Annotated in this window: 21 protein-coding genes; 10 read left to right on the top strand and 11 right to left on the bottom strand. The window is 64.9% G+C overall.

What is annotated here, in order from left to right; translation table 11 throughout:
- The first annotated feature begins 1 nt into the window (after position 1).
- The 4 genes from DM806_RS13180 to aac(6') all read left to right on the top strand — a co-directional run bounded on the left by DM806_RS13180 (position 2) and on the right by aac(6') (position 3,247).
- On the top strand, positions 2-784 hold the full coding sequence (locus tag DM806_RS13180) for a type III pantothenate kinase (protein ID WP_179043640.1): 783 nt from the start codon (positions 2-4) through the stop codon (positions 782-784).
- Positions 781-2,418 (top strand): ribonuclease J, encoded by a 1,638-nt coding sequence (locus DM806_RS13175; RefSeq protein WP_179043639.1) that lies wholly within the window; start codon positions 781-783, stop codon positions 2,416-2,418. The genes DM806_RS13180 and DM806_RS13175 overlap by 4 nt, the downstream gene beginning before the upstream one ends.
- Positions 2,419-2,519: 101 nt before the next feature.
- Positions 2,520-2,789, top strand: coding sequence for a DUF1467 family protein (locus DM806_RS13170; RefSeq protein ID WP_179043638.1), 270 nt, complete (start codon positions 2,520-2,522; stop codon positions 2,787-2,789).
- Positions 2,786-3,247 (top strand): aminoglycoside 6'-N-acetyltransferase, encoded by a 462-nt coding sequence (gene aac(6') / locus DM806_RS13165; RefSeq protein ID WP_179043637.1) that lies wholly within the window; start codon positions 2,786-2,788, stop codon positions 3,245-3,247. The genes DM806_RS13170 and aac(6') overlap by 4 nt, the downstream gene beginning before the upstream one ends.
- A gap of 12 nt (positions 3,248-3,259) precedes the next feature.
- Here aac(6') and DM806_RS13160 read toward each other — a convergent pair whose 3' ends face one another.
- On the bottom strand, positions 3,260-5,932 hold the full coding sequence (locus tag DM806_RS13160; RefSeq protein WP_179043636.1) for a hypothetical protein: 2,673 nt from the start codon (positions 5,930-5,932) through the stop codon (positions 3,260-3,262).
- An 80-nt stretch (positions 5,933-6,012) separates the two neighbouring features.
- On the opposite strand from DM806_RS13160, the gene DM806_RS13155 reads away from it, so the two are divergent.
- The 4 genes from DM806_RS13155 (at position 6,013) to DM806_RS13140 (ending at position 10,157) form a co-directional block, all read left to right on the top strand.
- Entirely contained in the window at positions 6,013-6,315 is a 303-nt protein-coding gene (locus DM806_RS13155; protein ID WP_179043635.1) for an Hpt domain-containing protein, read from the top strand.
- Between the two features lie 86 nt (positions 6,316-6,401).
- Positions 6,402-7,568 (top strand): hypothetical protein, encoded by a 1,167-nt coding sequence (locus tag DM806_RS13150; RefSeq protein ID WP_179043634.1) that lies wholly within the window; start codon positions 6,402-6,404, stop codon positions 7,566-7,568.
- Between the two features lie 133 nt (positions 7,569-7,701).
- Positions 7,702-8,781: a hypothetical protein gene (locus tag DM806_RS13145; RefSeq protein WP_179043633.1), complete on the top strand. Its 1,080-nt coding sequence runs from the start codon at positions 7,702-7,704 to the stop codon at positions 8,779-8,781.
- Positions 8,778-10,157 (top strand): sensor histidine kinase, encoded by a 1,380-nt coding sequence (locus DM806_RS13140; RefSeq protein WP_179043632.1) that lies wholly within the window; start codon positions 8,778-8,780, stop codon positions 10,155-10,157. The genes DM806_RS13145 and DM806_RS13140 overlap by 4 nt, the downstream gene beginning before the upstream one ends.
- Before the next feature lie 82 nt (positions 10,158-10,239).
- Here the strand turns inward: DM806_RS13140 and DM806_RS13135 are convergent, their stop codons facing one another.
- Entirely contained in the window at positions 10,240-11,526 is a 1,287-nt protein-coding gene (locus DM806_RS13135) for a citrate synthase (RefSeq protein ID WP_179043631.1), read from the bottom strand.
- A gap of 20 nt (positions 11,527-11,546) precedes the next feature.
- Positions 11,547-12,983: a glutamate--tRNA ligase gene (gene gltX / locus DM806_RS13130; protein WP_179043782.1), complete on the bottom strand. Its 1,437-nt coding sequence runs from the start codon at positions 12,981-12,983 to the stop codon at positions 11,547-11,549.
- A 70-nt stretch (positions 12,984-13,053) separates the two neighbouring features.
- Between gltX and DM806_RS13125 the strand changes: the two genes are divergently transcribed.
- A complete protein-coding gene (locus tag DM806_RS13125; RefSeq protein WP_179043630.1) occupies positions 13,054-15,213 on the top strand; it encodes a ComEC/Rec2 family competence protein in 2,160 nt (719 codons plus the stop codon).
- On the opposite strand, the gene lexA is transcribed toward DM806_RS13125, so the two are convergent.
- On the bottom strand, positions 15,174-15,848 hold the full coding sequence (gene lexA / locus DM806_RS13120) for a transcriptional repressor LexA (RefSeq protein ID WP_179043629.1): 675 nt from the start codon (positions 15,846-15,848) through the stop codon (positions 15,174-15,176). The two genes, DM806_RS13125 and lexA, sit on opposite strands and share 40 nt — an antisense overlap.
- A 150-nt stretch (positions 15,849-15,998) precedes the next feature.
- Here lexA and DM806_RS13115 point away from each other — a divergent pair, with 150 nt between their 5' ends.
- The gene (locus DM806_RS13115; protein WP_179043628.1) at positions 15,999-16,154 is read left to right on the top strand and encodes a hypothetical protein; all 156 of its coding nucleotides are present in this window, start codon (positions 15,999-16,001) and stop codon (positions 16,152-16,154) included.
- A gap of 63 nt (positions 16,155-16,217) precedes the next feature.
- On the opposite strand, the gene DM806_RS13110 is transcribed toward DM806_RS13115, so the two are convergent.
- The 7 genes from DM806_RS13110 to DM806_RS13080 all read right to left on the bottom strand — a co-directional run bounded on the left by DM806_RS13110 (position 16,218) and on the right by DM806_RS13080 (position 21,549).
- Entirely contained in the window at positions 16,218-17,399 is a 1,182-nt protein-coding gene (locus tag DM806_RS13110; protein WP_179043627.1) for a molybdopterin molybdotransferase MoeA, read from the bottom strand.
- Positions 17,396-17,866: a cyclic pyranopterin monophosphate synthase MoaC gene (gene moaC, locus DM806_RS13105; RefSeq protein WP_179043626.1), complete on the bottom strand. Its 471-nt coding sequence runs from the start codon at positions 17,864-17,866 to the stop codon at positions 17,396-17,398. Before moaC ends, DM806_RS13110 begins: the two co-directional genes overlap by 4 nt.
- Positions 17,863-18,654 carry an indole-3-glycerol phosphate synthase TrpC gene (gene trpC / locus DM806_RS13100; RefSeq protein ID WP_179043625.1) on the bottom strand — a complete coding sequence of 264 codons (792 nt, stop codon included), beginning with the start codon at positions 18,652-18,654 and terminating at the stop codon, positions 17,863-17,865. The genes moaC and trpC overlap by 4 nt, the downstream gene beginning before the upstream one ends.
- Positions 18,651-19,643 (bottom strand): anthranilate phosphoribosyltransferase, encoded by a 993-nt coding sequence (trpD, locus tag DM806_RS13095; protein ID WP_179043624.1) that lies wholly within the window; start codon positions 19,641-19,643, stop codon positions 18,651-18,653. Before trpD ends, trpC begins: the two co-directional genes overlap by 4 nt.
- A gap of 157 nt (positions 19,644-19,800) precedes the next feature.
- A complete protein-coding gene (locus tag DM806_RS13090; RefSeq protein WP_179043623.1) occupies positions 19,801-20,391 on the bottom strand; it encodes an anthranilate synthase component II in 591 nt (196 codons plus the stop codon).
- A 106-nt stretch (positions 20,392-20,497) separates the two neighbouring features.
- The gene (locus DM806_RS13085; protein ID WP_179043622.1) at positions 20,498-20,776 is read right to left on the bottom strand and encodes an acylphosphatase; all 279 of its coding nucleotides are present in this window, start codon (positions 20,774-20,776) and stop codon (positions 20,498-20,500) included.
- Positions 20,776-21,549: an NYN domain-containing protein gene (locus DM806_RS13080; RefSeq protein WP_179043621.1), complete on the bottom strand. Its 774-nt coding sequence runs from the start codon at positions 21,547-21,549 to the stop codon at positions 20,776-20,778. Before DM806_RS13080 ends, DM806_RS13085 begins: the two co-directional genes overlap by 1 nt.
- Positions 21,550-21,561: the final 12 nt, after the last annotated feature.

Here is a 21,561-nt window from a genome sequence, read left to right as displayed (position 1 = left end):
CATGCTTCTCGCGATCGACGCGGGCAACACCAATGTCGTTTTCGCCCTGCTGGAGGGCGGGGATATCCGCACGCGCTGGCGGATCGCGACCGATCCGCGTCGTACCGCCGATGAATATGCCGTCTGGCTGCACCAGTTGTTGCAACTCGAAGGCTATGCGATGGCGGACGTCGAATCCGTGATCATCGCCACCGTCGTGCCGCGCGCGCTCCATAATCTGCAGGTCTTGGCAGATAAATATTTCAAGACGACGGCATTGGTGGCCGGTCAGGCGCCGGTGGATTGGGGTATCGAACTGGATGTCGCCGAACCCGCCTCGGTCGGGGCGGATCGGGTTGTAAATGCGATCGCCGCCCACCATCTTTATCATGACGACCTGATCGTCATCGATTTCGGGACGGCAACGACCTTCGACGTGGTCGATTACAGCGGCGCCTACAAGGGTGGGATCATCGCGCCCGGCATCAACCTGTCTCTGGACGCACTGGTTGCGGCGGCGGCGAAGCTGCCCAAGATCGCGATCGAGCCGCCGGAGAGCCGGTCGGTGATCGGGCGGACCACGGTCGACGCGATGCAGATCGGCGTCTTCTGGGGCTATGTAGCGATGATGGAAGGGCTGGTCGCGCGCATCCGCGCTGAGATCGGCCGCCCCGCCAAGGTGATTTCGACGGGAGGGCTAGCGGTCCTCTTCAATGACAATAGCGATATTTTCGATGCGATCGCGCCGGACCTCACCATTCAGGGGTTGGCGCTATTGTACGAACGGAGTTTGAAAACAGAATGACACCCAAGGATGAGCTGCTCTTCCTGGCCCTGGGCGGGTCAGGCGAGATCGGCATGAACGTCAATCTCTATGGCTGCCAGGGCAAGTGGGTGATGGTCGATCTCGGCCTCACCTTTGCCGATCCGGCCTATCCCGGCGTGGAACTGATCCTGCCGGACCTGAGCTTTATCGAAGACCGGCGCGACGACCTGCTCGGCATCGTGTTGACCCATGGGCATGAGGATCATATCGGCGCCATCCCTTATTTGGCCGCGGACCTTGGTGTTCCACTTTATGCCACGCCCTTCACGGCGGGGCTGATCCGGTTGAAGCTGGAGGAGGAAGGACTGACCAAGGAAGTCAAGCTTCACGTCATCGAGAATGAGGGCAGCTTCAACCTTGGCCCGTTCGGTTTCCGCTATGTGCCGCTCGCGCATTCGATCCCGGAGGGCAATGCCGTCCTGATCGACACGCCCTATGGCCGCATCTTCCATACCGGCGACTGGAAGCTGGACGAGCGGCCGCTGCTCGGCCAGCCCTCCACGCCGGAGGAACTTATCGAGATTGGGGACGAGGGCGTGCTGGCGCTGGTGTGCGACAGTACCAATGTGTTCAATCCGCAGGCCAGCGGCTCCGAAGGCGATGTGCGCGAGGGACTGATGCAGACCATCTCCGGCGCCGAGGGGCGGGTACTGGTCACGACCTTCGCGTCGAACGCCGCGCGCGTGCAGACGCTGGGCGAAGTGGCGATGGCGACCGGGCGCAAGCTGTGCGTGGCGGGGCGCTCGCTCGACCGCATCATCACGACGGCGAAGGCGGCGGGGTATCTCAAGGATTTCCCCCCGACGATCGACTGGGACGACGCCATGGCGCTGCCTCGCAGCGAGGTGATGATCATCGCCACCGGCGGCCAGGGCGAAGCGCGCGCGGCGCTGTCGCGCATCGCGTTCGACAGCCATCCGATCAAACTGGCGGAAGGCGATATGGTCGTCTTCTCGTCCAAGCAGATTCCCGGCAACGAGATTGCGATCGGCCGCATCCAGAATGCGCTAGCGACCGCCGGGATACTGATGGTGACGGATCGCCAGGCGGAGGTCCATGTCTCGGGCCATCCGGGGCGTCCCGAACTGGAGGCCATGTATCGCTGGATCCGGCCGGAGATACTGCTCCCTGTCCATGGCGAGCGTCGCCATATGGCGGAACAGGCGCGGCTTGGCCTTGCCAGCGGCATCCGCCATGCCCCGGTGCAGTCCAATGGCGATCTGCTCCGCCTTGCTCCCGGCGCGCCGGAGATTGTCGGGCAGGAGGATACCGGCCGACTGGTGCTGGACGGAGATGTCATCCTGCCCGCCGACGGGTCAACCATGAACGAACGGCGCAAGCTGGGCTTGCATGGTCAGATTAGCGTCGCGGTGGCGCTCGATCGCAAGGGCAAGCTGATCGGCGAACCGGCGTTGCGGACCCAGGGTGTGCCGGTGGAAGAGGACAAGGCGGCCTTTCTGGCTGAAGCGGCCGAGGAAGCGGCAGCCGTGGTGCCCAAGGGATCGCAGGAGGAAGAGGCGCTGCGTGAGCGCGTTCGCCTCGCCGTGCGTCGCACCGCGACCCGCTGGACCGGCAAGAAGCCCTTGGTGGACGTACTTCTCATCCGCGCCTGATCTGGTCCAAAAGGCCGGATCATGAATTTCCTTGCCTGTGCCGATGATTTCCACGCCTTCGGATGTTTCATCCGGCGTGGAAAGATTCTAATCAGGCAAGAATGAACTGGTATGCGATATTTGCCATTTATTTCCTGATGTGGGTCGTCAGCGCCTTCATCATGCTCCCCTTCGGACTCCGTACGCCGGATGAGACGGGTGAGGTTCTCCTCAAGGGGCAAGCGGACAGCGCGCCGAGCAATTTCCGGCCAGGGCGTGTCGCTCTGCGCGCGACATTGCTGTCGCTGCTCATCTTCGGCCTTTATTATGCCAATTATGTTCAGGGCTGGGTGACGATCGACATGCTTCCCGGCTACCACGCCGGATCATGACGGACGGCGGCCCGCGCATCGTCCGGGCGGGCACGTCCCATGTCGAACGCTGGGCTTTCCTGCGCGCCGAACTCTGGCCGGACGCATCGCTGCCCGAACATCGCGACGACATCCTGGCGCAACTGAAAGGCAGCGACGATCAAGTCGCCTTTCTGGCCTTCGATGATGCTGGCGAAGCGATCGGCTTTGCCGAGGCCGCGCTGCGCCACGATTATGTCAATGGATGCGATACCAGTCCGGTGGTTTTCCTGGAGGGCATTTTCGTGGAGCCGTCGGCGCGGCGCAGGGGCGCTGCCCGTGCCCTGGCCGATGCGATCAGGGATTGGGGGCGCGCGCGTGGCTGTATCGAAATGGCGTCCGATGCGGACATTACGAACGGCGCGAGCCATGCTTTCCATGCAGCGCTCGGTTTCGCCGAAACCGAGCGCGTGGTGTATTTCCGCAAGGATATAGGCTGAGGCCCGAAGGGCCTATTGCCGCAACCGCTCGATCGCCTGGGCAAGGGCTACATAGAGCTTGCCCATGTCGGACGACAGGATCGCGACGCCCAGCGCATTGCCGTCGCGGGCCGACAATATGATCCGCAACATCGCCTCGAAATCATGGATATAGCGGTTCACATGATCGCGGAATTCGGCATCATTATCATAATGCAGTGCGATTTCGCGAGACTCACCGGCATCCAGTAGCTTGACCGCTCGACGGGTGAACACGCCGCGGTCGCCCTTGAGATAGGCGGACCAGGCCGAATCGGTGACATCGTTGGACAGGATCTTGGCGACATCGATCGCGGTGCTGTTGAGCGATTCGATCAGCAAGGCGGAGCGGCGAGCGAAATGGTCGCGGTCGCGATCCTCCGCCGCCCGCTGGCCTTCCTCGATCCGCTGTTCGACGCTGGCGCTGGTGTCGGCAATGGTCAGCAACTGGCGGGTCAGCCGCTCCGACGCCTGATGCGCCGCCTTCACCGCTTCTTCCGCGACCTGCGCGATATGCTCGATCTGGGCCTCGACCTTATCGCCGATTGCGGCCTGCAACGCCTGTTCGCTGGCATCCGCCAATTGCTGGGCGGCATCGGGAATGGCGCGGCCCAAGGCCTGGCGCGCACGTTCGGCCGCCTGGTCTGCCGTGTCCTTGACGCGAAGCAGTGCCGTCACCAGCAGCGGCCCGGCCCCTTCGGTGATGCGCGCAGCATCCTGATGCGCGGCGTCGAGCGCGGCGCGCAGACGGTCGACCAGTTCGCGATTGGCTTCCAGTCCGCCCTGCGTGCTTTCGAGCCATTCGGTCAGGCGGCTGCCCTGGCCGCGAAGCATCGATTCGGCTTCCTCGGCCCGGCCGACAAGCGCCTGCGAAATCGCTTCCAGATGCTCCATCTCCGGCGTCGCACTGCCAACCAGGGCGCGGCTCTGTTCCAGTCGGCCATCGAAGCGTTGGAGCGCGGCGGGATAGGTTTCGTCCAGTTCGCGCACGCTCGAATCCAGCGCGACGAGAAGGGTCTCGGCACTGCCGATCAGCTTTTCGGCGGTCATGCCGCCGGCCGCCAGCGCATTGTCGATCCGCTGGGTCTCTGCCGTCAGATGGGAAAGCGCCTTGGTCAGTCGTTCGCTGCGCGCCAGAGCATTGTCTTCCAGGGCCGCGAATCGGTTCTCGGTCGAAGCGACGGTTTCATGCAGCCCGCTATGCAGGCCGGACATCAGCGTGCGCTGGCCTTCCATCAGGTCGTTGATCTGGTGCAGGCGGCCTTCGACATCGCCGATCATGTCGGATAGGCCAGCGACGGTATTGGCGCCGATGGCGTCCAGATGGGCGCGCGAGCGGGCGATCAAGGCCTCCAGCGCCTCGGACTGGCTGGTGAGGCCGCCATCGGTCAGGGCCAACGCCTCTTCCGCCCGGTCCAGTGCGGCGTCGAGCCGCTTGCGCAGATCGGTCTCGATCGCGTCCATGTCCTGCGCGAGCCGCGCGCTCGCTTCGTCGCTGGTGCGGCCAATGCCGGCCTGTGCTGCGGCGACCAGCGCCTGAAGCGTATCGGCGCGGCGCGACAGGCTTTCGTCGGTGCTGGCCATGGTTTCACGGACCGTGGCAAGAAGCCGTTCCATGCGGCCATCCATCTCGGCCTGCGCGCTGTCGAGGTCGCGGGCCAAGGCGGTTCGGACGCTGTCGCTGGTGTTCGACAGGCCTGCCTGGGCGGCCTCGATCAAGGCGGCGAGGGCGGAGGAGTGATTCTCCAGATCCTGGCGGCTGCGCTCCATCATCTGACGTGCGCCGAGCGAGGTGGTCTCGATCCGTCCAGCGGCGATTTCAGCAAGGCCGGTCACTTCTTCGGAGGCGGTGCGGGTCGCGTCCTGCAACTGCCCAAGCTGGCTGGTCAGGCTCTTGGTCGCGGCGAGGGTACGGGCGCGGGCTTCGTCCGACACTTCGGTCAGGGCATGCAGTCGCGCTTCCAGCGTGTCGATCCGTTCTGCCAGGGCATGGCCGTTATCCATGATCTGAGCCGCCATGCGACCGGTGCGATCCTCCAGCTCGGGGATCGCGCGGATCAGGGCGTCCATGCGCGCGACCAGCGCAGCGCCTGCCTGTTCAGCGGCTTCCGCCCGGTCCGCCGTCGTCTGCGCGCGGCCCGCGATCAGTTCCGCCGACGCTTCCATATTGCTGCTGGCGGCCGCGCCATAGCTGTCGAGCAGCTCTGCCTGGTCCTGCATGGTCTGGCGCGCGGATTCGAGCTGCGCGGTGATCCGCCCCAGCCGAAGGTCGAGCAGGTCGGCCTCCGTCCGCAGCGCCCTGGCGGTATCGAGATAGCGGCGCGATTCGGTGCGGCTGTTGCGGACCAGCAGCAGGTAGAACATGCCCAGCAACACCAGTGGCACCGCTATGGTGGCGACAGCGCCGGCCCAGGCCGATGGCCCGTCGCGCAAGTCGCCCGAACGGATCATCGCCCAGAGCGCGAACCCAACCCATCCAAGCGCGACCAGCCCCAGGGCGATGCGCAGCCGCTTCACCCAGCCATCACCGGCACCTTCGCTCGAATCATCTTCTTCGATTTCGAGAACGGCCTGTTTTAAAAGCAAAATATCGTCCGCCTGCGCATGATTGTTCTTCGCGATGTGGTCGTCGCGCCAGAACTCGACGATTGTGCTGCCCCCTGTCATCCCGCCATCCTAGCAGCTTTTACGCACAGGCAAATGCCCCGTTACCAAAACTTAACGCAACTCCGATAGCGTTGGTCGCCATGTCCTATGATCCTGGCGCCCTTGATGCCGCCCTTGCCGCCGCCGTTGGCGACGATCACGCCTTGATTGCCGACCTGCGCGTGGCCTTCATGGAAAGCGCCGCGCGGCAGATCGACCTGTTGGGCCGGGCGCGTTGCGACGCGAACTGGCATCTGGCGGCGTGGCGTCTGAAGGGGCTGGCGGCCAGCTTCGGCCTGACGTCGCTCATCGCGCTGGCGGACGAGGCCGCGGAAGCCGCGCCGGGTGATCCGCGCGTCTTGCGGCGTCTTCAGGCTGCGCTTGCGGCGTTGGAGCAGGACTGAATTATCGGCGCACGGGCAGCTTGCTTCCGGCTGTCGGCCTTGCGAAAAGGTCGCCCGCACTATGAACGGGTCGATTGCGTAACAATATGAGCTTTGCCGCTATTCTGAGTGCCAGCCGGATGACGGCCGATTCGTCTGCCGGCCTGCGCGCGAGCCTGCATTTTGCGGGCCAGACGCTGGTGGAATATCAGGCGCGCCAGGCGGTTCGCGCCGGCGCCGACCGCATCCTGATCATGGTCAGCGTGATCACGCCGGCCTTGTCTCAGGCCGTCGACCGGTTGAGCGCGGACGGCATCGCCGTTGCCCTGATTCGCGACATGGTCACGATGGTGCGCGACGCGCCGCGGGATGCGGACGTGCTACTGGTCGCCGATGGCGCGATCATCGCGCAGGGACATGTCGATGGCCTGGGTCAGGCGGATGGCGACGCCCTGCTGGTCACGGACGACAGCCGGGCCAGCGCCCCGTTCGAGCGAATCGATGCGGGGCAGCGTTGGGCCGGTATCGCCCGCTTCAGCCCGGCCCTGTTATTCGGCACACTCGACATGATCGGCGACTGGGATCTGGCGCTGACCCTCGTCCGTGCGGCGGTGCAGAAAGGCGCACGCCGGATCACCGTGCCACAGGATGACCTGCTCGAAGGCCGGGTCGCCATGGTGGAGAGCCAGGAACAGGCGGATCTCGTCGCGCAGGCGGTGACGGCGGCAGGCGCGGTCAAGGGCCGGTCGCGTGGTGGCATCGAACATCTTCTTCTGGCACCGCTGGCGCGGATGATCGGCCCGGGGCTGATGCGGATGCAGGTGCCTGCCATGCAGGTGCGGATTGCCGGCATGGTCCTGGGCGCGATTGCGCTGGTGCCGATTGAACTGCTCTGGACGCTGACGGGATTTGCCCTGCTGCTGCTTGCCCTGTTGCTTGCGGAAACGGCCGATCGACTGGATGAACTGGCGTTGCGCGCGCCGCCGCAGGGTTGGTTCGCCTTCGTCACGCCACTGACGATCCTGGCGGCATTGGTGATCGCCGGCGGGACGACGCAGGCCATGGACCTCGTTCTGCTGCTGGCGATCGTCATGGTCGCTGATCGATGGCGGCTGACGGGTCATGCCCGGCCCTGGATGATCGTCACGCCGGGCACCATATTGCTGCTGCTCGTCCTGGCGGGGCTGGTGGGATTGCTGGGTGAGGCTTTCCGCATCGCCATGCTTGCCGTCATCGGTTCCGTCGGCGCGATCATCCTGCGTCAGCGCAGCTAGCCGCGAAGCTGCGCCACACAGTCCGACCGCAAGAAAAATGCACGCGAGAAATGTCCGGTTTCGATGCAGTGCAGGCCAGAATCTGCGCCCAAGGTTTAGTGCATTTTAACGACGTGCGACTATGCTGTATCGGATGAGCGCCTTTACGCCCCTTGCCGGATCGACAGCGGCGGATAGCTGGCCGATGGCGCGGGTCATGGCGGGTATGTCCGCCATGCCTGTCGGCCATGCCGTTGACCTGGCGTTCTTCTTTCCTACTGCGCGATCACGTCATGAATCCCTGATCGCTGAAACGCGCCGCCATCTGGGCGGATGTTTCACAGCGATCGAAACCGCCCTGCGCGTTGCACTCGACCAATCGCCTGAGGTTGCCGAAGCCCTGCTTCATTGTCCCGGCCCGCTGTGCTGGCCAACGATCTGCCAGCAGCCCACTTTGCTCAGTCCGGCATTGTTGGCGCATATGCAGCTGCGCGCCGCTGTCAGCCTGATGCTGCGCCAGTTCGGACAGGCGGACGCCGAATATGGGGAGGCGGCGGCAGATGGATCGCCTGCCGAAGACCCCGCCTTGGTGGACGCCTTTGCCATCCTTGCTTTGGCGGAAGGCCGCTGGATGGCGTTGGGCGGCGAAGATCAGGCGATGCGCCCCGATGTCCCTGCGGACTATTTTGCCGAGATGGTCTGGACGACGTCGGCCTGCCTGGCTGCTGCGGCGCGACGGGGTGCGCCGGGCCGTGCGGACAGGATGCTGGCCGCATTCGAACGAGCCGGCAATCGGCTGATCGCCGATCATGACGGCAATTGCAGCCCGTTGGTCGCCGCCGAAAGACTGGTGCGGCAGATGGGCGGGTCGGCCGATGCGTCCGATCCGCTCGGTGCCGGGCTGAGCGGACGACGGTTCCTGCCGTTCGCGGCCCTGGCCGCCCGTCGGCAATGGCTGACGATCATCCAGGTCATTGACATATTGGTGATGGCCCCCCTGACGCAGCTGGGAGCGTTGTGCCGCGCGTTGGGCGGATCCGACGCGGACTATCGCCAATTGCTGCTGGCATTGAGGCCGGTTCGTCCCTGGCTGACCGACAGTTTCGTCATCGCTGAAGCGGAACGCTATCAGGGTGTGAGCGAAGATGAGGCAGACGCCATCATCGACGCGTTACGGACGCCTGCCTCCTTCCGGGCAAAGCTCGACCATCTTATCGGCGTCATGGCTGCATGAATATTCCGGCCCATCCCGCCGTTCTACGCGCCTCGTTGTTCCCGGACGGCCGTTTGGCGAGCGCGGACGCCCCGCTTCTGGCGTTGCAGCGGGAGGCCGGGGGCGATCTCGGCACGCCGATCGCCGTGCCCCAGATCGCAGCGATCATACGCCTGTCCCAGCGATTGGGTGTCACCATATCGCGTCCTGTCGTGGCCGCGGCCGAACGGGGCGACATCGACATGTGGGTGCGCGCACGGCCAGAGGGGAGCGGCATGGCTCTGTCCGTCATCGACTGGCGCGAGCGATCCCCGGCGGCGATGCCGACGGATCCCGCCGCCCGAGAATCCGATATCGCCGCCCTTGCGGAAGGCTGGATCTGGCAGATCGACACCCAGCTTCGCTTCCAGATGATATTGGCCGGCGATGATGTCCATGGCGCACTGCCAGCCGATGCACCCGTACCCGGCACGCCCTTTTCCGCCTTTTTCGATCTCAGGTCGGACAAGGAAGGCGACATGGCCATGCTGCGCGGCCTCGCCCAGCGGCGCGCTTTCCGCGATCAGCTTGCCGCGCTGGTGGGCGACGACACCCATCTGTTCCGCCTGTCCGCCTTCCCGTTGTTCGACATGGCCGGTCAGCTCATCGGCTATCGGGGCGCGGCGTTGCCGGTGGAACAGGCGGTGGTTGCGCCATTCCGATCGGAGAGCGCGGTCACGCTCTATCCTGCCGATTTCAGCAAACGGCTCGACCGGTCGCTGCGCCAGCCGCTGGGACGGATCATTGCCAATGCCGATACCATCGGTGCGCAATTGGATGGGCCGCTGCGTCCAGACTATGCGGATTATGCGCAGGATATCGCTTCGGCGGGCCGCCACCTGATGGCGCTGGTCGACGATCTGGCGGATTTGCAGGCGATTGACCGGCCCGATTTTTCGGTAGTGGCGGAGGAAGTCGATCTGGCAGATCTGGGCCGCCGCGCCGCTGGACTATTGGGCGTGAAGGCGCTCGACCGTCAGATCAGCATTCTTGCACCGGAAACCGACTGCGCCGTGAACGCTATCGGAGAGTTTCGCCGGATATTGCAGATATTGGTGAATCTGGTCGGCAACGCCGTGCGCTACTCGTCGGAGGGCAGCACGGTTCGCATCGTGACGGAGCAGGGCCATGGCGAGGCGCGCATCATGGTGATCGACCAGGGCGCAGGGATAGAGCCTGCCGATCGGGAGCGGATATTCGAAAAGTTCGAGCGGCTTGGCCGTGACGATGCCAGCGGGAGCGGCCTTGGCCTCTATATTTCCCGTCGCCTCGCGCGGGCCATGGGAGGCGACATCCGTATCGGTGGAGAAGCAGGCGAAGGGGCGCGCTTCATCCTGTCGCTGCCGGCGCTGGGATAGGCTTTCCCTTCACCACGACCTCAACAGAAACGGCGCCCCTGGCAAGGGGCGCCGTCCTTCTTTCCGGCGATGTCAGTTCAGATCAGCGCTTTTCGACGGGGACATAGTCGCGCTCGGTCGGGCCGGTATAGAGCTGACGCGGGCGGCCGATCTTCTGGGCTGGGTCGGAGATCATTTCGTTCCACTGTGCGACCCAGCCGACGGTGCGGGCGAGGGCGAAGAGCACGGTGAACATCTCGGTCGGGAAGCCGATGGCCGAAAGGATCACGCCCGAATAGAAGTCGACATTCGGGTAGAGCTTCTTCTCGATGAAATAAGGATCGTTGAGCGCGATCTGCTCCAGTTCCTTCGCCACGTCGAAGATCGGGTCGCTGACACCGAGCTTGGCGAGAACGTCCTTCGCGGTCTTCTGCATCACAGTCGCGCGCGGATCGTAATTCTTGTAGACGCGGTGGCCAAAGCCCATCAGGCGGAACGGATCGTCCTTGTTCTTGGCGCGGGCGATATATTCCGGAATCTTGTCGACGGTGCCGATCTCGCGCAGCATGTTGAGCGCGGCTTCGTTCGCGCCGCCATGCGCCGGACCCCAGAGGCAGGCGATGCCGGCGGCGATGCAGGCGAACGGGTTGGCGCCCGACGAACCGGCCAGGCGCACGGTCGAGGTCGAGGCATTCTGCTCATGGTCGGCATGGAGGATGAAGATCTTGTCCATCGCGTCCACGATCACCGGATCCGGCTCATATTCCTCGGCGGGGACCGAGAACGTCATACGCAGGAAATTGGCGGTGTAGCTCAGGTCGTTGCGCGGATAGACGAAGGGCTGACCGACCGAATATTTATAGGCCATGGCCGCGATCGTCGGCATCTTGGCGATCAGGCGGTGGCTGGCGATCTTGCGCTGTTCCGGATCGTTGATGTCGGTCGAGTCGTGATAGAAGGCCGACAGGGCGCCGACGACGCCGCACATGATCGCCATCGGGTGGGCGTCACGGCGGAAACCACGGAAGAAGGTGGTCAGCTGCTCATGCACCATCGTGTGGCGCGTGATCGTGTTGACGAAGTCGGCCAGTTCCTTCTTCGACGGCAGTTCGCCGTTCAGCAGCAGGTAGCAGACTTCCATGAAGCTCGACTGCTCGGCCAGCTGGCCGATCGGATAGCCGCGATGCAGCAGCACGCCCGCGTCACCATCAATGTATGTCAGCCCGGAATCGCAGCTGGCGGTCGAGGTGAAACCCGGATCGTAGGTGAACATGCCGGTCTGGGCGTAGAGCTTGCGAACGTCGATGACCTGAGGACCGACCGTGCCATCCATGATGGCGTAATCGTTGCTCGCTCCCCCGATGGTCAAATTGGCTTTATTATCCGACATGTTGTTCTCCTTGACTGTCATCAACCGGCCGTTGCGTGCCCTGCAGCGGCCAGCCGTTCCAAGCTCTCCTCTTTCCCGATCAGGAAGAGGACATCAAAAATACCTGGCGAGGTCGTTCGGCCGGTGAGCGCCGCACGCAGCGGTTGCGCCACCTTGCCCAGTCCCAGGCCGGCATCCTCTGCCACGCGGCGTATCACTTCTTCGATCGCTTCGACCGTCCAGGACTGGACGGGCTGGAGAGCGTCGGCTGTCTTTATCAGCAGAGCGCGCGCGGGTTCGTCTAGCAGAGCGGAGGCCTTTTCGTCAAAATCGAGCGGACAAGTTTTGAACAAAAACTCGGCCCCTTCCGCAATTTCATTGAGGGTTTTGGCCCTTGGCTTCAGCGAAGCCATGGCCTGGGTCAAAATGTCCAACCCGTTTTCAGGTAAAACCTTTTCAAGCCGTTCCGCGACGCGCGGCGCGACCAGAGTCGCGAGCCGCGAGTCGTCTGCTTCGCGCACATAATGGCCGTTCAGATTTTCCAGCTTCTTGATGTCGAAGCGCGAGGGCGAGCGACCCACGCCGCCGATATCGAACAATTCGATCGCGCGGGCGATGGAGATGATTTCCTCGTCGCCATGGCCCCAGCCCAGCCGAAGCAGATAGTTCAGGACCGCCTCGGGCAGCATGCCCATCTCGTCGCGATAGGCGTCGACGCCCAGCGCGCCGTGGCGCTTGGACAGCTTCGCGCCATCGGAGCCATGGATCAGCGGGATATGGGCGTAGATGGGTTCTTCCCAGTCCCCCTCTATCTTGGCCATGGCCTTGATGATGGCCAACTGGCGGAAGGCGTTGTTGAGATGGTCGTCGCCGCGGATGACATGGGTAACGCCCATGTCATGATCGTCGACCACCACGGCCAGCATATAGGTCGGCGTGCCGTCGGAACGCAGCAGGATCATGTCGTCCAGCTCCGCATTCTGCACGACGACGCGGCCCTGCACGGCATCCTCGATCACCGTTTCGCCTTCGCGCGGCGCCTTGATACGGATGACGAAGGGCGTGCCGGCGGGTGCTTCCTCCGGCGAACGGTCGCGCCAGCGGCCGTCATAGCGCATCGGCTGCTTGGCGGCGCGCTGCTGTTCGCGCAGTTCCGCCAGTTCTTCGGGCGTGGCGTAGCAGCGATAGGCATGACCGGCTTCGAGCAGCTGGTTGGCGACTTCGGCGTGGCGCGGCGTACGCGCGAACTGGAAAACGGCCGGTTCGTCACCGCCCAGGCCCAGCCATTCCAGACCGTCGAAGATCGCGGCCACGGCTTCCTCTGTGGAACGGGCGCGATCGGTATCCTCGACACGGAGCAGGAACTTGCCGCCATGATGGCGTGCGAACAGCCAGTTGAATAACGCCGTGCGGGCGCCGCCAATATGCAGGAACCCCGTTGGGGACGGGGCGAAACGGGTCACCACCTGCTTGTTCATTCCCGTTGCACTTGCCGCCATATTCTTTGACATTCGCCTTAGCTGACCCATGAATCCGACGCCCCCTAGCATGGCTTTCGAGCCACGACAAACCTCCCTTGGTGTGAGGCCGCTGGCGTTCGTCCGGAAGGGTCTGGAAGCCGTTGAAAGCTGGCTGGAACGCGAGCGTGAACAGCTAGGCCTTTGGGTGCCGATTGCGCTCGGCGCAGGCATCGCGGCCTGGTTTGTTCTTCCTCATGCCATGAGTTGGCTCGCCTTTTGCTGCGTGGCGCTGGCAATGGCCTGTATCGGCGCGATGCTGCCGGTGGGCGGACGGCTTCGGCGGATGATTGTTGCGGGCGCAATATTGGCTTGCATCGGCTGCCTGCTGGTCTGGGGCAAGGCGGTCTTGCTGGGCGAAACGCCGCTGGTTCGGGCGACTTTCGTTCATATGACGGGCGATGTGACGGCGGTGCGCCCTGTTCCCGCACAGACCATGGTGCGCGTGATGCTTAAGCCGGTCGATGCGCCGGATTTGCCCGGGATGGTACGAGTGAATATCGCCGATGCGGATGTGCCAGAGGGGTTGGGGGACGGCGCCCGCATCCGGTTTCGCGTGCGATTGATGCCGCCCGCGCCGCCGAGCGTGCCGGGCGGCTATGACTTCGCCGCGCGCGCCTATTTCCAGGGGATTGGCGCGACGGGCAAGGCGTTGAAGCCGGTGGAGGTGCTCCAGCCATCGACCTCTCCGCCGCCACTGCGGGCGCGGCTGTTCGGACATATATTGGCGCGTGTCGACGGCCCGGCCGAAGGGATCGCCGCCGCGCTGGCGACCGGGGACCAGGGAGCAATTCCCGAAGCCGATGCCGAAGCAATGCGGCGGAGCGGTCTGGCGCACCTGTTGTCGATCAGCGGGTTGCATGTGACTGCGCTGATCGGGGCGGTGATATTCTTGCTGATGCGGGCGATGGCTCTCAGCCAGCGGGCTGCGCTGGGATGGCCCTTGATGCTGATCGCGGCGACGGGCGGGGCGTTGGCGGGGATCGGCTATACATTGCTGACGGGGGCGGAGGTGCCGACTGTGCGGTCCTGCGTTGCCGCGCTGCTGGTGCTGGGTGGGCTGGCGATGGGGCGGGACGCGGTCACGTTGCGGTTGGTGGCGACGGGTGCGTTGGTCGTCCTGCTGCTGTGGCCGGAGGCGGTGGCGGGGCCGAGTTTCCAGATGAGCTTCGCCGCCGTGACCGCGCTGGTGGCGTTGGCTGAACATCCGCATTTTAAGGCCTTCGCGGCAGCAAGGGATGAAGGGGGGATTCGCAAGCTGGGACGAGCGCTGGTGGTGATGCTGGCGACAGGCATCGCGGTCGAACTGGTGCTGATGCCGATTGCGCTGTTCCATTTCCACAAGGCGGGGTTGCTTGGCGCTTTCGCCAATCTGATCGCGATCCCCCTCACCACCTTCATCGTCATGCCGCTGGAGGCGTTGGCGCTGCTGCTGGACATGGTCGGGCTGGGCTGGCCGGCCTGGTGGCTGACGGAGCAGGCGCTCAATTTCCTGCTGCTCATCGCTCATGGTGTGGCGGCCAGTCCGATGGCGTCGTTGCTGGCGCCGACCATGGGCGCGGGGCTGTTCGGTTTCGCGATGCTTGGCCTGCTCTGGTGCCTCCTCTGGCGATCATCGGTCCGATGGCTGGGACTGGCGCCGGCGGTGATCGGTATATTCATGACTTTTGCCGCATCGCCGCCGGATATTCTCGTGACTGGCGATGGCCGGCATGTGGCGGTGCGGACGGGCAAGGGGATGGCGATATTGCGGGACCGGGCCGGTGATTATGTGCGTGACGTGCTGTCCGAGAGCGCCGGCTATGATGGCGAATTGGAGGCGATCGCCGCGTTGCCGGACGCCCGATGTTCTACGGACCTTTGTGCTGTCGCGGTGAAGGACGGAACGGGACGCAATTGGCGGCTGCTCTTCACCCGGAGCGACGCGCTGATCGCGCGGCGCGACTTCATGCGGGATTGTGCAGCGGCGGACATCGTCATCAGCGATCGCGGGCTGCCGGGCTGGTGCCGCCCGCGCTGGATGAAGATCGACCGCCGGCTGCTGAAGCGCACCGGCGGCCTGTCCATCACGCTCAAAAATGGCGAAGTTCACACCGTTCTCAGCCCCGGTGACGCGCATCCCTGGATAGCGCGCTCAAGGCTGGGAAAAGCTCAGTTATACCGGCGCAGCAGACCGGCCAGCTTACCCTGAATACGGACCTGACGCGGATCGTAGATTTGCGGTTCATAGGCGGCGTTGGCCGGGTCGAGCCGAACCTTGCTGCCTTCGCGGCGGAAATATTTGAGCGTGGCCTCGGCCTCGTCGATCAGGGCGACGACGATCTGGCCTTCGCGCGCGACGTCAGTGCGCTGGATCAGGGCGAAGTCGCCGTCGAGAATGCCCGCTTCCATCATCGAATCGCCTGAGACTTCCAGGGCATAATGATCGCCCGCACCCAGCAAGGCGGCCGGAACGGAGAGCATATTATGCCCCTCCATCGCCTCGATCGGGACGCCGGCGGCAATGCGGCCGTGCAGCGGGATTTCGATCACGTCATTGGCCGCGATCGGAAGCGACGGCGGCGCGATCTTGGGCTGCGGCGCGATAACCGGCGCGGGTGCGCGGTGCATGGCGTCGGGAAGCTTCAACACCTCCAGCGCGCGGGCGCGATTGGGTAGGCGGCGGATGAACCCGCGTTCTTCCAGCGCGTTGATCAGGCGATGGATGCCGGACTTGGAACGCAGGTCGAGCGCATCCTTCATTTCCTCAAATGAGGGGGATACGCCGCCCTCCTCCAGACGGGTCTGAATGAAGCTCAGCAATTCCTGCTGCTTTGGCGTCAACATCGCTGCGGTCCTCCATGGAACGTATGAGGAACGCATAGGAAACACATCGGGATTAGTCAAGCGCCGAACGGCTGGTCGCATCGGAAGGAACGGACATGGTTAAAACGGGTTTTATCGCTGTCGTCCATTTTGGGTGACAGGAGAGAAACAATGCCCAACCAGAGTGATCAGGACAAGAACCAGCGTCGCGACCAGCAAGGCGACGCGGGGCAGCGCGATCGTCAGCAGCAGCAGGAAAACAAGCAGGGCCAGATGGGCGACGAACGTCGTCAGGACAAGGCGCCGGGCAACAAGCAGCAACGCTGAGCGTCCCGATATTGTTGACGGAAAAGGGGCCGCACGACGGCCCCTTTTTCATGGGGCCGAAAGTCAGGGCAATGGGATGATGGTGACGCGATCGCCCGGCGTGGCCGGAGGCGATCCGGCTGGACGCAGGATCAGGCAATCGGCCATGGCCATCGCGGCGGTGGCGGCGCTGTCCTGCGAGGTGACGGAGACGATTCCTCCATCTCTTCTGTAGGCGCGCAGATAATCGTCGCGCTCGGCCGTGGCGGGGAGAGCGGACGCCAGCGTTGCTTCGCCCGTGGTGGGCAATGGATCAGTCGCGCCGCACAGGTGGCGGACGAGCGGCAGCAGAAAGAGCGTGCCGGTGACGAAGGCCGATACCGGATTGCCGGGCAGGCCAAGGAACAGCGACTCGTGCAGGCGCCCGGCCATCAGCGGCTTGCCGGGACGCATCCTGATCTTCCAGAAATCGAGCGAGCCGCCGGCCTTGGTGAAGGCGGGGCGGACGAGATCATGGTCGCCGACCGAGGCGCCGCCGGTCGAGACGATGATGTCGGCTTGGCGTCCCTGTTCCAGCGCGGCGACCATGGCGTCGAGATCGTCCGGCACAATGCCGAGGTCGATCACGTCGCAAGGCAGGGCGGCCAGCATGGCGGCCAGCATCGGTGCGTTGGAGGAGGGGAGATAGCCGGGACGCGTGGGCGTGCCGGGGGTGACCAGTTCGTTACCGGTGGAGAGAAGGGCGATCTTCGGTTTGGCGCAGACCGGCAATTCGCCATGGCCCGCCAGCACGGCAAGCGCTATCTGGGCCGGGCCAAGGTGCGTGCCCGCCTTCAGCAGCACGGCGTCGCGCGCGAAATCCGACGCGGCGGTACGGATGTGACGCCCGGCCGGGAGCGGATCGGCGCTGGCGGTCAGCCGGTCGCCCTCGCGCGTGGCATTTTCCTGGATCAGGATCGTGTCGGCGCCGGGGGGAAGCGGCGCGCCGGTGAAGATGCGGACGGCTTCGCCGGGCGGGAGCGGCGACAGGTCGGCCGCGCCGGCTGCACTTTCGCCGCCGACGTGCCAGGGGCCGGGATATTCGGCCGCACGGACCGCATAGCCGTCCATGGCGGACAGGTCGGCCCAGGGCTGGTCGCGCAGCGCGACTATGTCCTTTGCCAGCCAGCGGCCGACGGCCTGACCGATCGGCACGGTTTCGGCCGGCAGGCGCTGCGCCAGGGCGAAGAGGCGCGCCTGCGCTTCGGCGACCGGCAGCAGGCTCATGGGGCTCGCCAGTCGCCCGACTTGCCGCCGGTCTTGGCGATCAGTCGGACATTGTCGATCACCATCCCCTTATCCAGCGCCTTGGCCATGTCGTAGATGGTGAGCAGGGTGACCGAAGCTGCGGTCAGCGCTTCCATCTCGACGCCCGTCTGCCCGGCGGTGCGGGCGGTGGCGGTGACGGTGACGCCGCTCTCGCCCAGGTCGAAGTCCACCGTTACCGCGCTGAGCGCGATCGGATGGCAGAGCGGGATGAGGTCGGCGGTGCGCTTGGCGGCCATGATGCCCGCCACTCGCGCCACCGCAAGCACATCGCCTTTCTTGACCAGACCGTCGGCTATGGCCTTCGCAGCCTCCTCGCTCATCCCGATCCGTCCGGAAGCGACGGCTTCGCGGGCAGTCACCGCCTTGGCGGAGACATCGACCATGCGCGCCGCGCCATCCTCGTCGAGATGGGTGAGGCCGGTCATGCGCCGGTCAGGAGGTTGCGGGTCGCGGCCTCCACATCGGCCTGCCGCATCAGCGTCTCGCCGACCAGGAAGCAACGCACGCCATGGTCAGCCATGGCGGTGAGGTCGGCATGGCTGGTGAGGCCGCTTTCGGCGACGAAGGTGCAGCCTTCGGGCGCCTTGCCGACCAGTTCATAGGTGCGGGCGAAATCGACGCTGAAATCGCGCAGATCGCGATTATTGACGCCGATCAGGCGCGAGCGCAGCTTTAGTGCGCGTTCCAGTTCGCTTTCGTCATGCACTTCGATCAGCGCGTCCATGCCAAGGCCGAGCGCGGCATCCTCAATCTCCTGCATCTGCTCGTCGTCCAGTGCGGCGACGATGATGAGGATGGCGTCAGCGCCCAGCGCGCGGCTTTCCAGCACCTGCCAGGGATCGACCAGGAAATCCTTGCGCAGCACCGGCAGGGCGCAGGCGGATCGGGCGGCCATCAGATAATCGTCATGGCCCTGAAAATAGGGTTCGTCGGTAAGAACGGAGAGGCAGGCCGCGCCGCCGGCGGCATAGGCCACCGCATGGGCAGGCGGATCGAAATCCGCACGGATCAGACCTTTGGAGGGGCTGGCCTTCTTCACCTCCGCGATCAGGCCGAAGCCCGAACGGGCGGCATCGTCCAGCGCCTTGCGGAAGCCGCGCGGCGGCGTCTGCTCGCTGGCGCGGGCGTGGAGCGATGCGACGCTGTTCGCAGCCTTGCGGCGGGCGACATCCTCGCGCTTGAAGTCGCAGATTTCGATCAGCTTGTTGGTCATGAGTAGGCAATCCAGCAATTCAGAAGAGCGTTGGCAAGGCCGCGGTCGATGGTTTCGGCAGCTTCCTCCACGCCTTCGCGGAGATCGGTAACATGGTCGGCCACGACAAGGGCTGCGGCGGCATTGAGCAGGACCGCGTCGCGATACGGCCCCGGCTCGCCCTGAAGCAGGGCGCGCAGCGCAGCCGCGTTGTGAGTCGCGTCGCCGCCCCGGATGGCCTCGACCGGATGGGTGGACAGGCCGAGTTCGGCGGCGGTCAGGCGGTGCATGGCGACCAGTTCATGGCCCTTCACCTCCGCCATGTCGTTGCCGCCGGCGAGCGAGAGTTCGTCCAGCCCTTCGTCGCCGGAGATGATCATGGCGCGATCGACGCCGAGTTCGGCCAGCGCCTCGGCATAAATGGGGACATAGGCTGGGCGGGCGATGCCGACGAGCTGGCGGCGGACATTGGCGGGATTGGCGAGCGGTCCCATCAGGTTGAAGATGGTGCGTTCGCCGATCGCCTTGCGGATGGGGCCGAGGCGCTTGAGCGCAGGGTGATAATTTTGCGCGAAGAGGAAGCAGATGCCGAGGTCGGCAAGGGTCGCTTCCGCCGTGGCGGCGGCCTTGTCGAGGTTGAGGCCCAGCGCTTCTAGCGTGTCGGCGGCGCCGGCCTTGGAAGAGGCCGCGCGGTTGCCATGCTTGGCGACGGGCACGCCGGCGGCGGCGACCACGAGGCTGACGGCGGTCGAGACATTGAGGGTGTGGTGGCCGTCGCCCCCGGTGCCGCACACGTCGATCGCGCCTTCGGGTGCGCTGACGGGGATCATGCGCGCCCGCATGGCGCGGGCGGCGGCGGCGATCTCGGTTGCGGTTTCGCCGCGACGGGCCATGGTGACGAGGAAGGCGGCGATGGCGTCATCGCTGAGGTCGCCGTCGAACAGCAGGTCGAAGGCCTGGGCGGCGGCTTCGCCGGAGAGCGGTGCGGAAGGATCGGGCAGGCTGGTCATCGCGCCTGCCTTAGTCTTCCGTGGGCGGCAGTGTCGAGGGGGCGATCGCGCTCAACTTCGCACATTTCCCGCAGATTTTGAAATATGATTTCCTGTTGCCGTAATATCCGCAAAGTAGCCGGGCGAGTATAGCCCGGCTGGTTCGGATAGGACAGCCTCAGGCGGCTTCGCGTTCGCGGACCGGCAGGCCGGCCAGCGCCATGAAGTTCGCGAGCATGTCATGGCCATATTCGGTGGCGATGCTTTCCGGGTGGAACTGCACTGAATGGATCGGCAGGGTCGCATGGCGGAAGCCCATGACGGAGCCATCCTCGCTGGTGGCGTTGACGACTAGCGTTTCGGGAATGTCTTCCACGATCAGCGAGTGATAGCGGGTCGCGGTGAAGGGCGACGGCAAGCCAGCGAACAGGCCGGTGCCGTCATGGCTGACCGGCGAGGTCTTCCCGTGCATCAGGCCGCCGCGTACCACCTTGCCGCCGAAATGCTGGCCGATCGCCTGATGACCGAGGCACACGCCCAGCAGCGGCGCGCCGGCATCGGCGCAGGCGGCGACCAGATCCAGGCTGACGCCCGCTTCGTTGGGGGTGCAGGGACCAGGCGAAAGCAGGAAGGCCTTCGCCCCGCTGGACAGCGCCTGACCGGCGGAGATGGCGTCGTTACGGACGACCTCCACCTGCGCGCCCAGTTCCATCAGATAATGGACCAGGTTCCAGGTGAAGCTGTCATAATTGTCGATGACGAGGATCATGGGAACAGGGCTTTAGCGCGGGATGGGCGTGGGGGGAAGTGGGGAGGGATGGGAGTGGTGGCGATTTGGGTGTCGGGATAGCGATGTGCTGCGGTAACGGCCGTATCTAAATCGGTCGCTTCTCGAACACGCCCAGCGGCTCCAGCGGCGTTTCCGTCGCGTCGATCCGGCTTACCTGTGCGGCTGGCGACCCCTCACGGGCCAGCGCGATGAAGCGGTCCACGGCTGCTTCTTCGCCCTGCACCAGCGCCTCCACGCTGCCGTCCATCCGGTTGCGGACCCAGCCGGCCAATCCCAGATCCCGCGCCGTTTCGACCGTCCAGGCGCGGTACCAGACGCCCTGGACGCGGCCATGGATCATCAGATGGCGGGCGATGACCGGCATCAGCGGACGCGCTTGATCCAGGTCTGGCCGCCTTCGCGCACTTCGACGGCGAAATTGGGGATGGCGCGGACCAGATCGGACAGCCGCTTGTACCCATAGTTGCGCGTGTCGAAGCTGGAGCGGTTGCCGGCCAGCTGGCCGACGCTGCCGAGCGCGGCGAAGCCCTGTTCATCGCGTTTCACGGCGTCATAGGCGTCGATCAGCAGCTTCACGACTTCTGGATCGACCGGCTTGGCCTTGCCATCGTCGCTTTCTTCCGGCGCCGGATTGGCCGGAGCGGATTTGGTTATTTTCTTCGTGGCGGGCTTCTTTACCGGCACTTCGGCCGATTCCAGCGCGGCGACGTCTATGAAGCGCGTGCAGGCGCGGCGGAAACCTTCGGGCGTGTTGGCCGTGCCGAAGCCATAGACCGGGATGCCGTCCTGTCGGATGCGGGTGACGAGCGGGGTGAAGTCGCTGTCGCTGGACATGAGGCCGAAGCCGTCGACGCGCCCGCTCGCAAGAAGGTCCATCGCGTCGATGGTCATCTTCATGTCGGTGGCGTTCTTGCCCTTGGTCAGGTCGAACTGCTGCTGCGGCTCGATCGCCTGTGTGATGGACAGCGCGGCCCAGGCCTTGAGCGTCGCCTTGCTCCAGTTGCCATAGGCGCGACGGATATTGACCGTGCCCAGCTCCGCCAGCACGGTCATCACCGAGTCGAAATGCGCCGCCGACGCATTGTCCGCATCGATCAGCAGGGCGATGTTGCCGCGGCCTTCCTGCGGTGTCGCCATCGGCTCGTCTCC

Origin of the sequence: Sphingobium lactosutens (assembly GCF_013393185.1) — a bacterium.
Classification (GTDB): domain Bacteria; phylum Pseudomonadota; class Alphaproteobacteria; order Sphingomonadales; family Sphingomonadaceae; genus Sphingobium; species Sphingobium lactosutens_A.
This window is presented reverse-complemented; position numbering and strand designations above follow the sequence as displayed.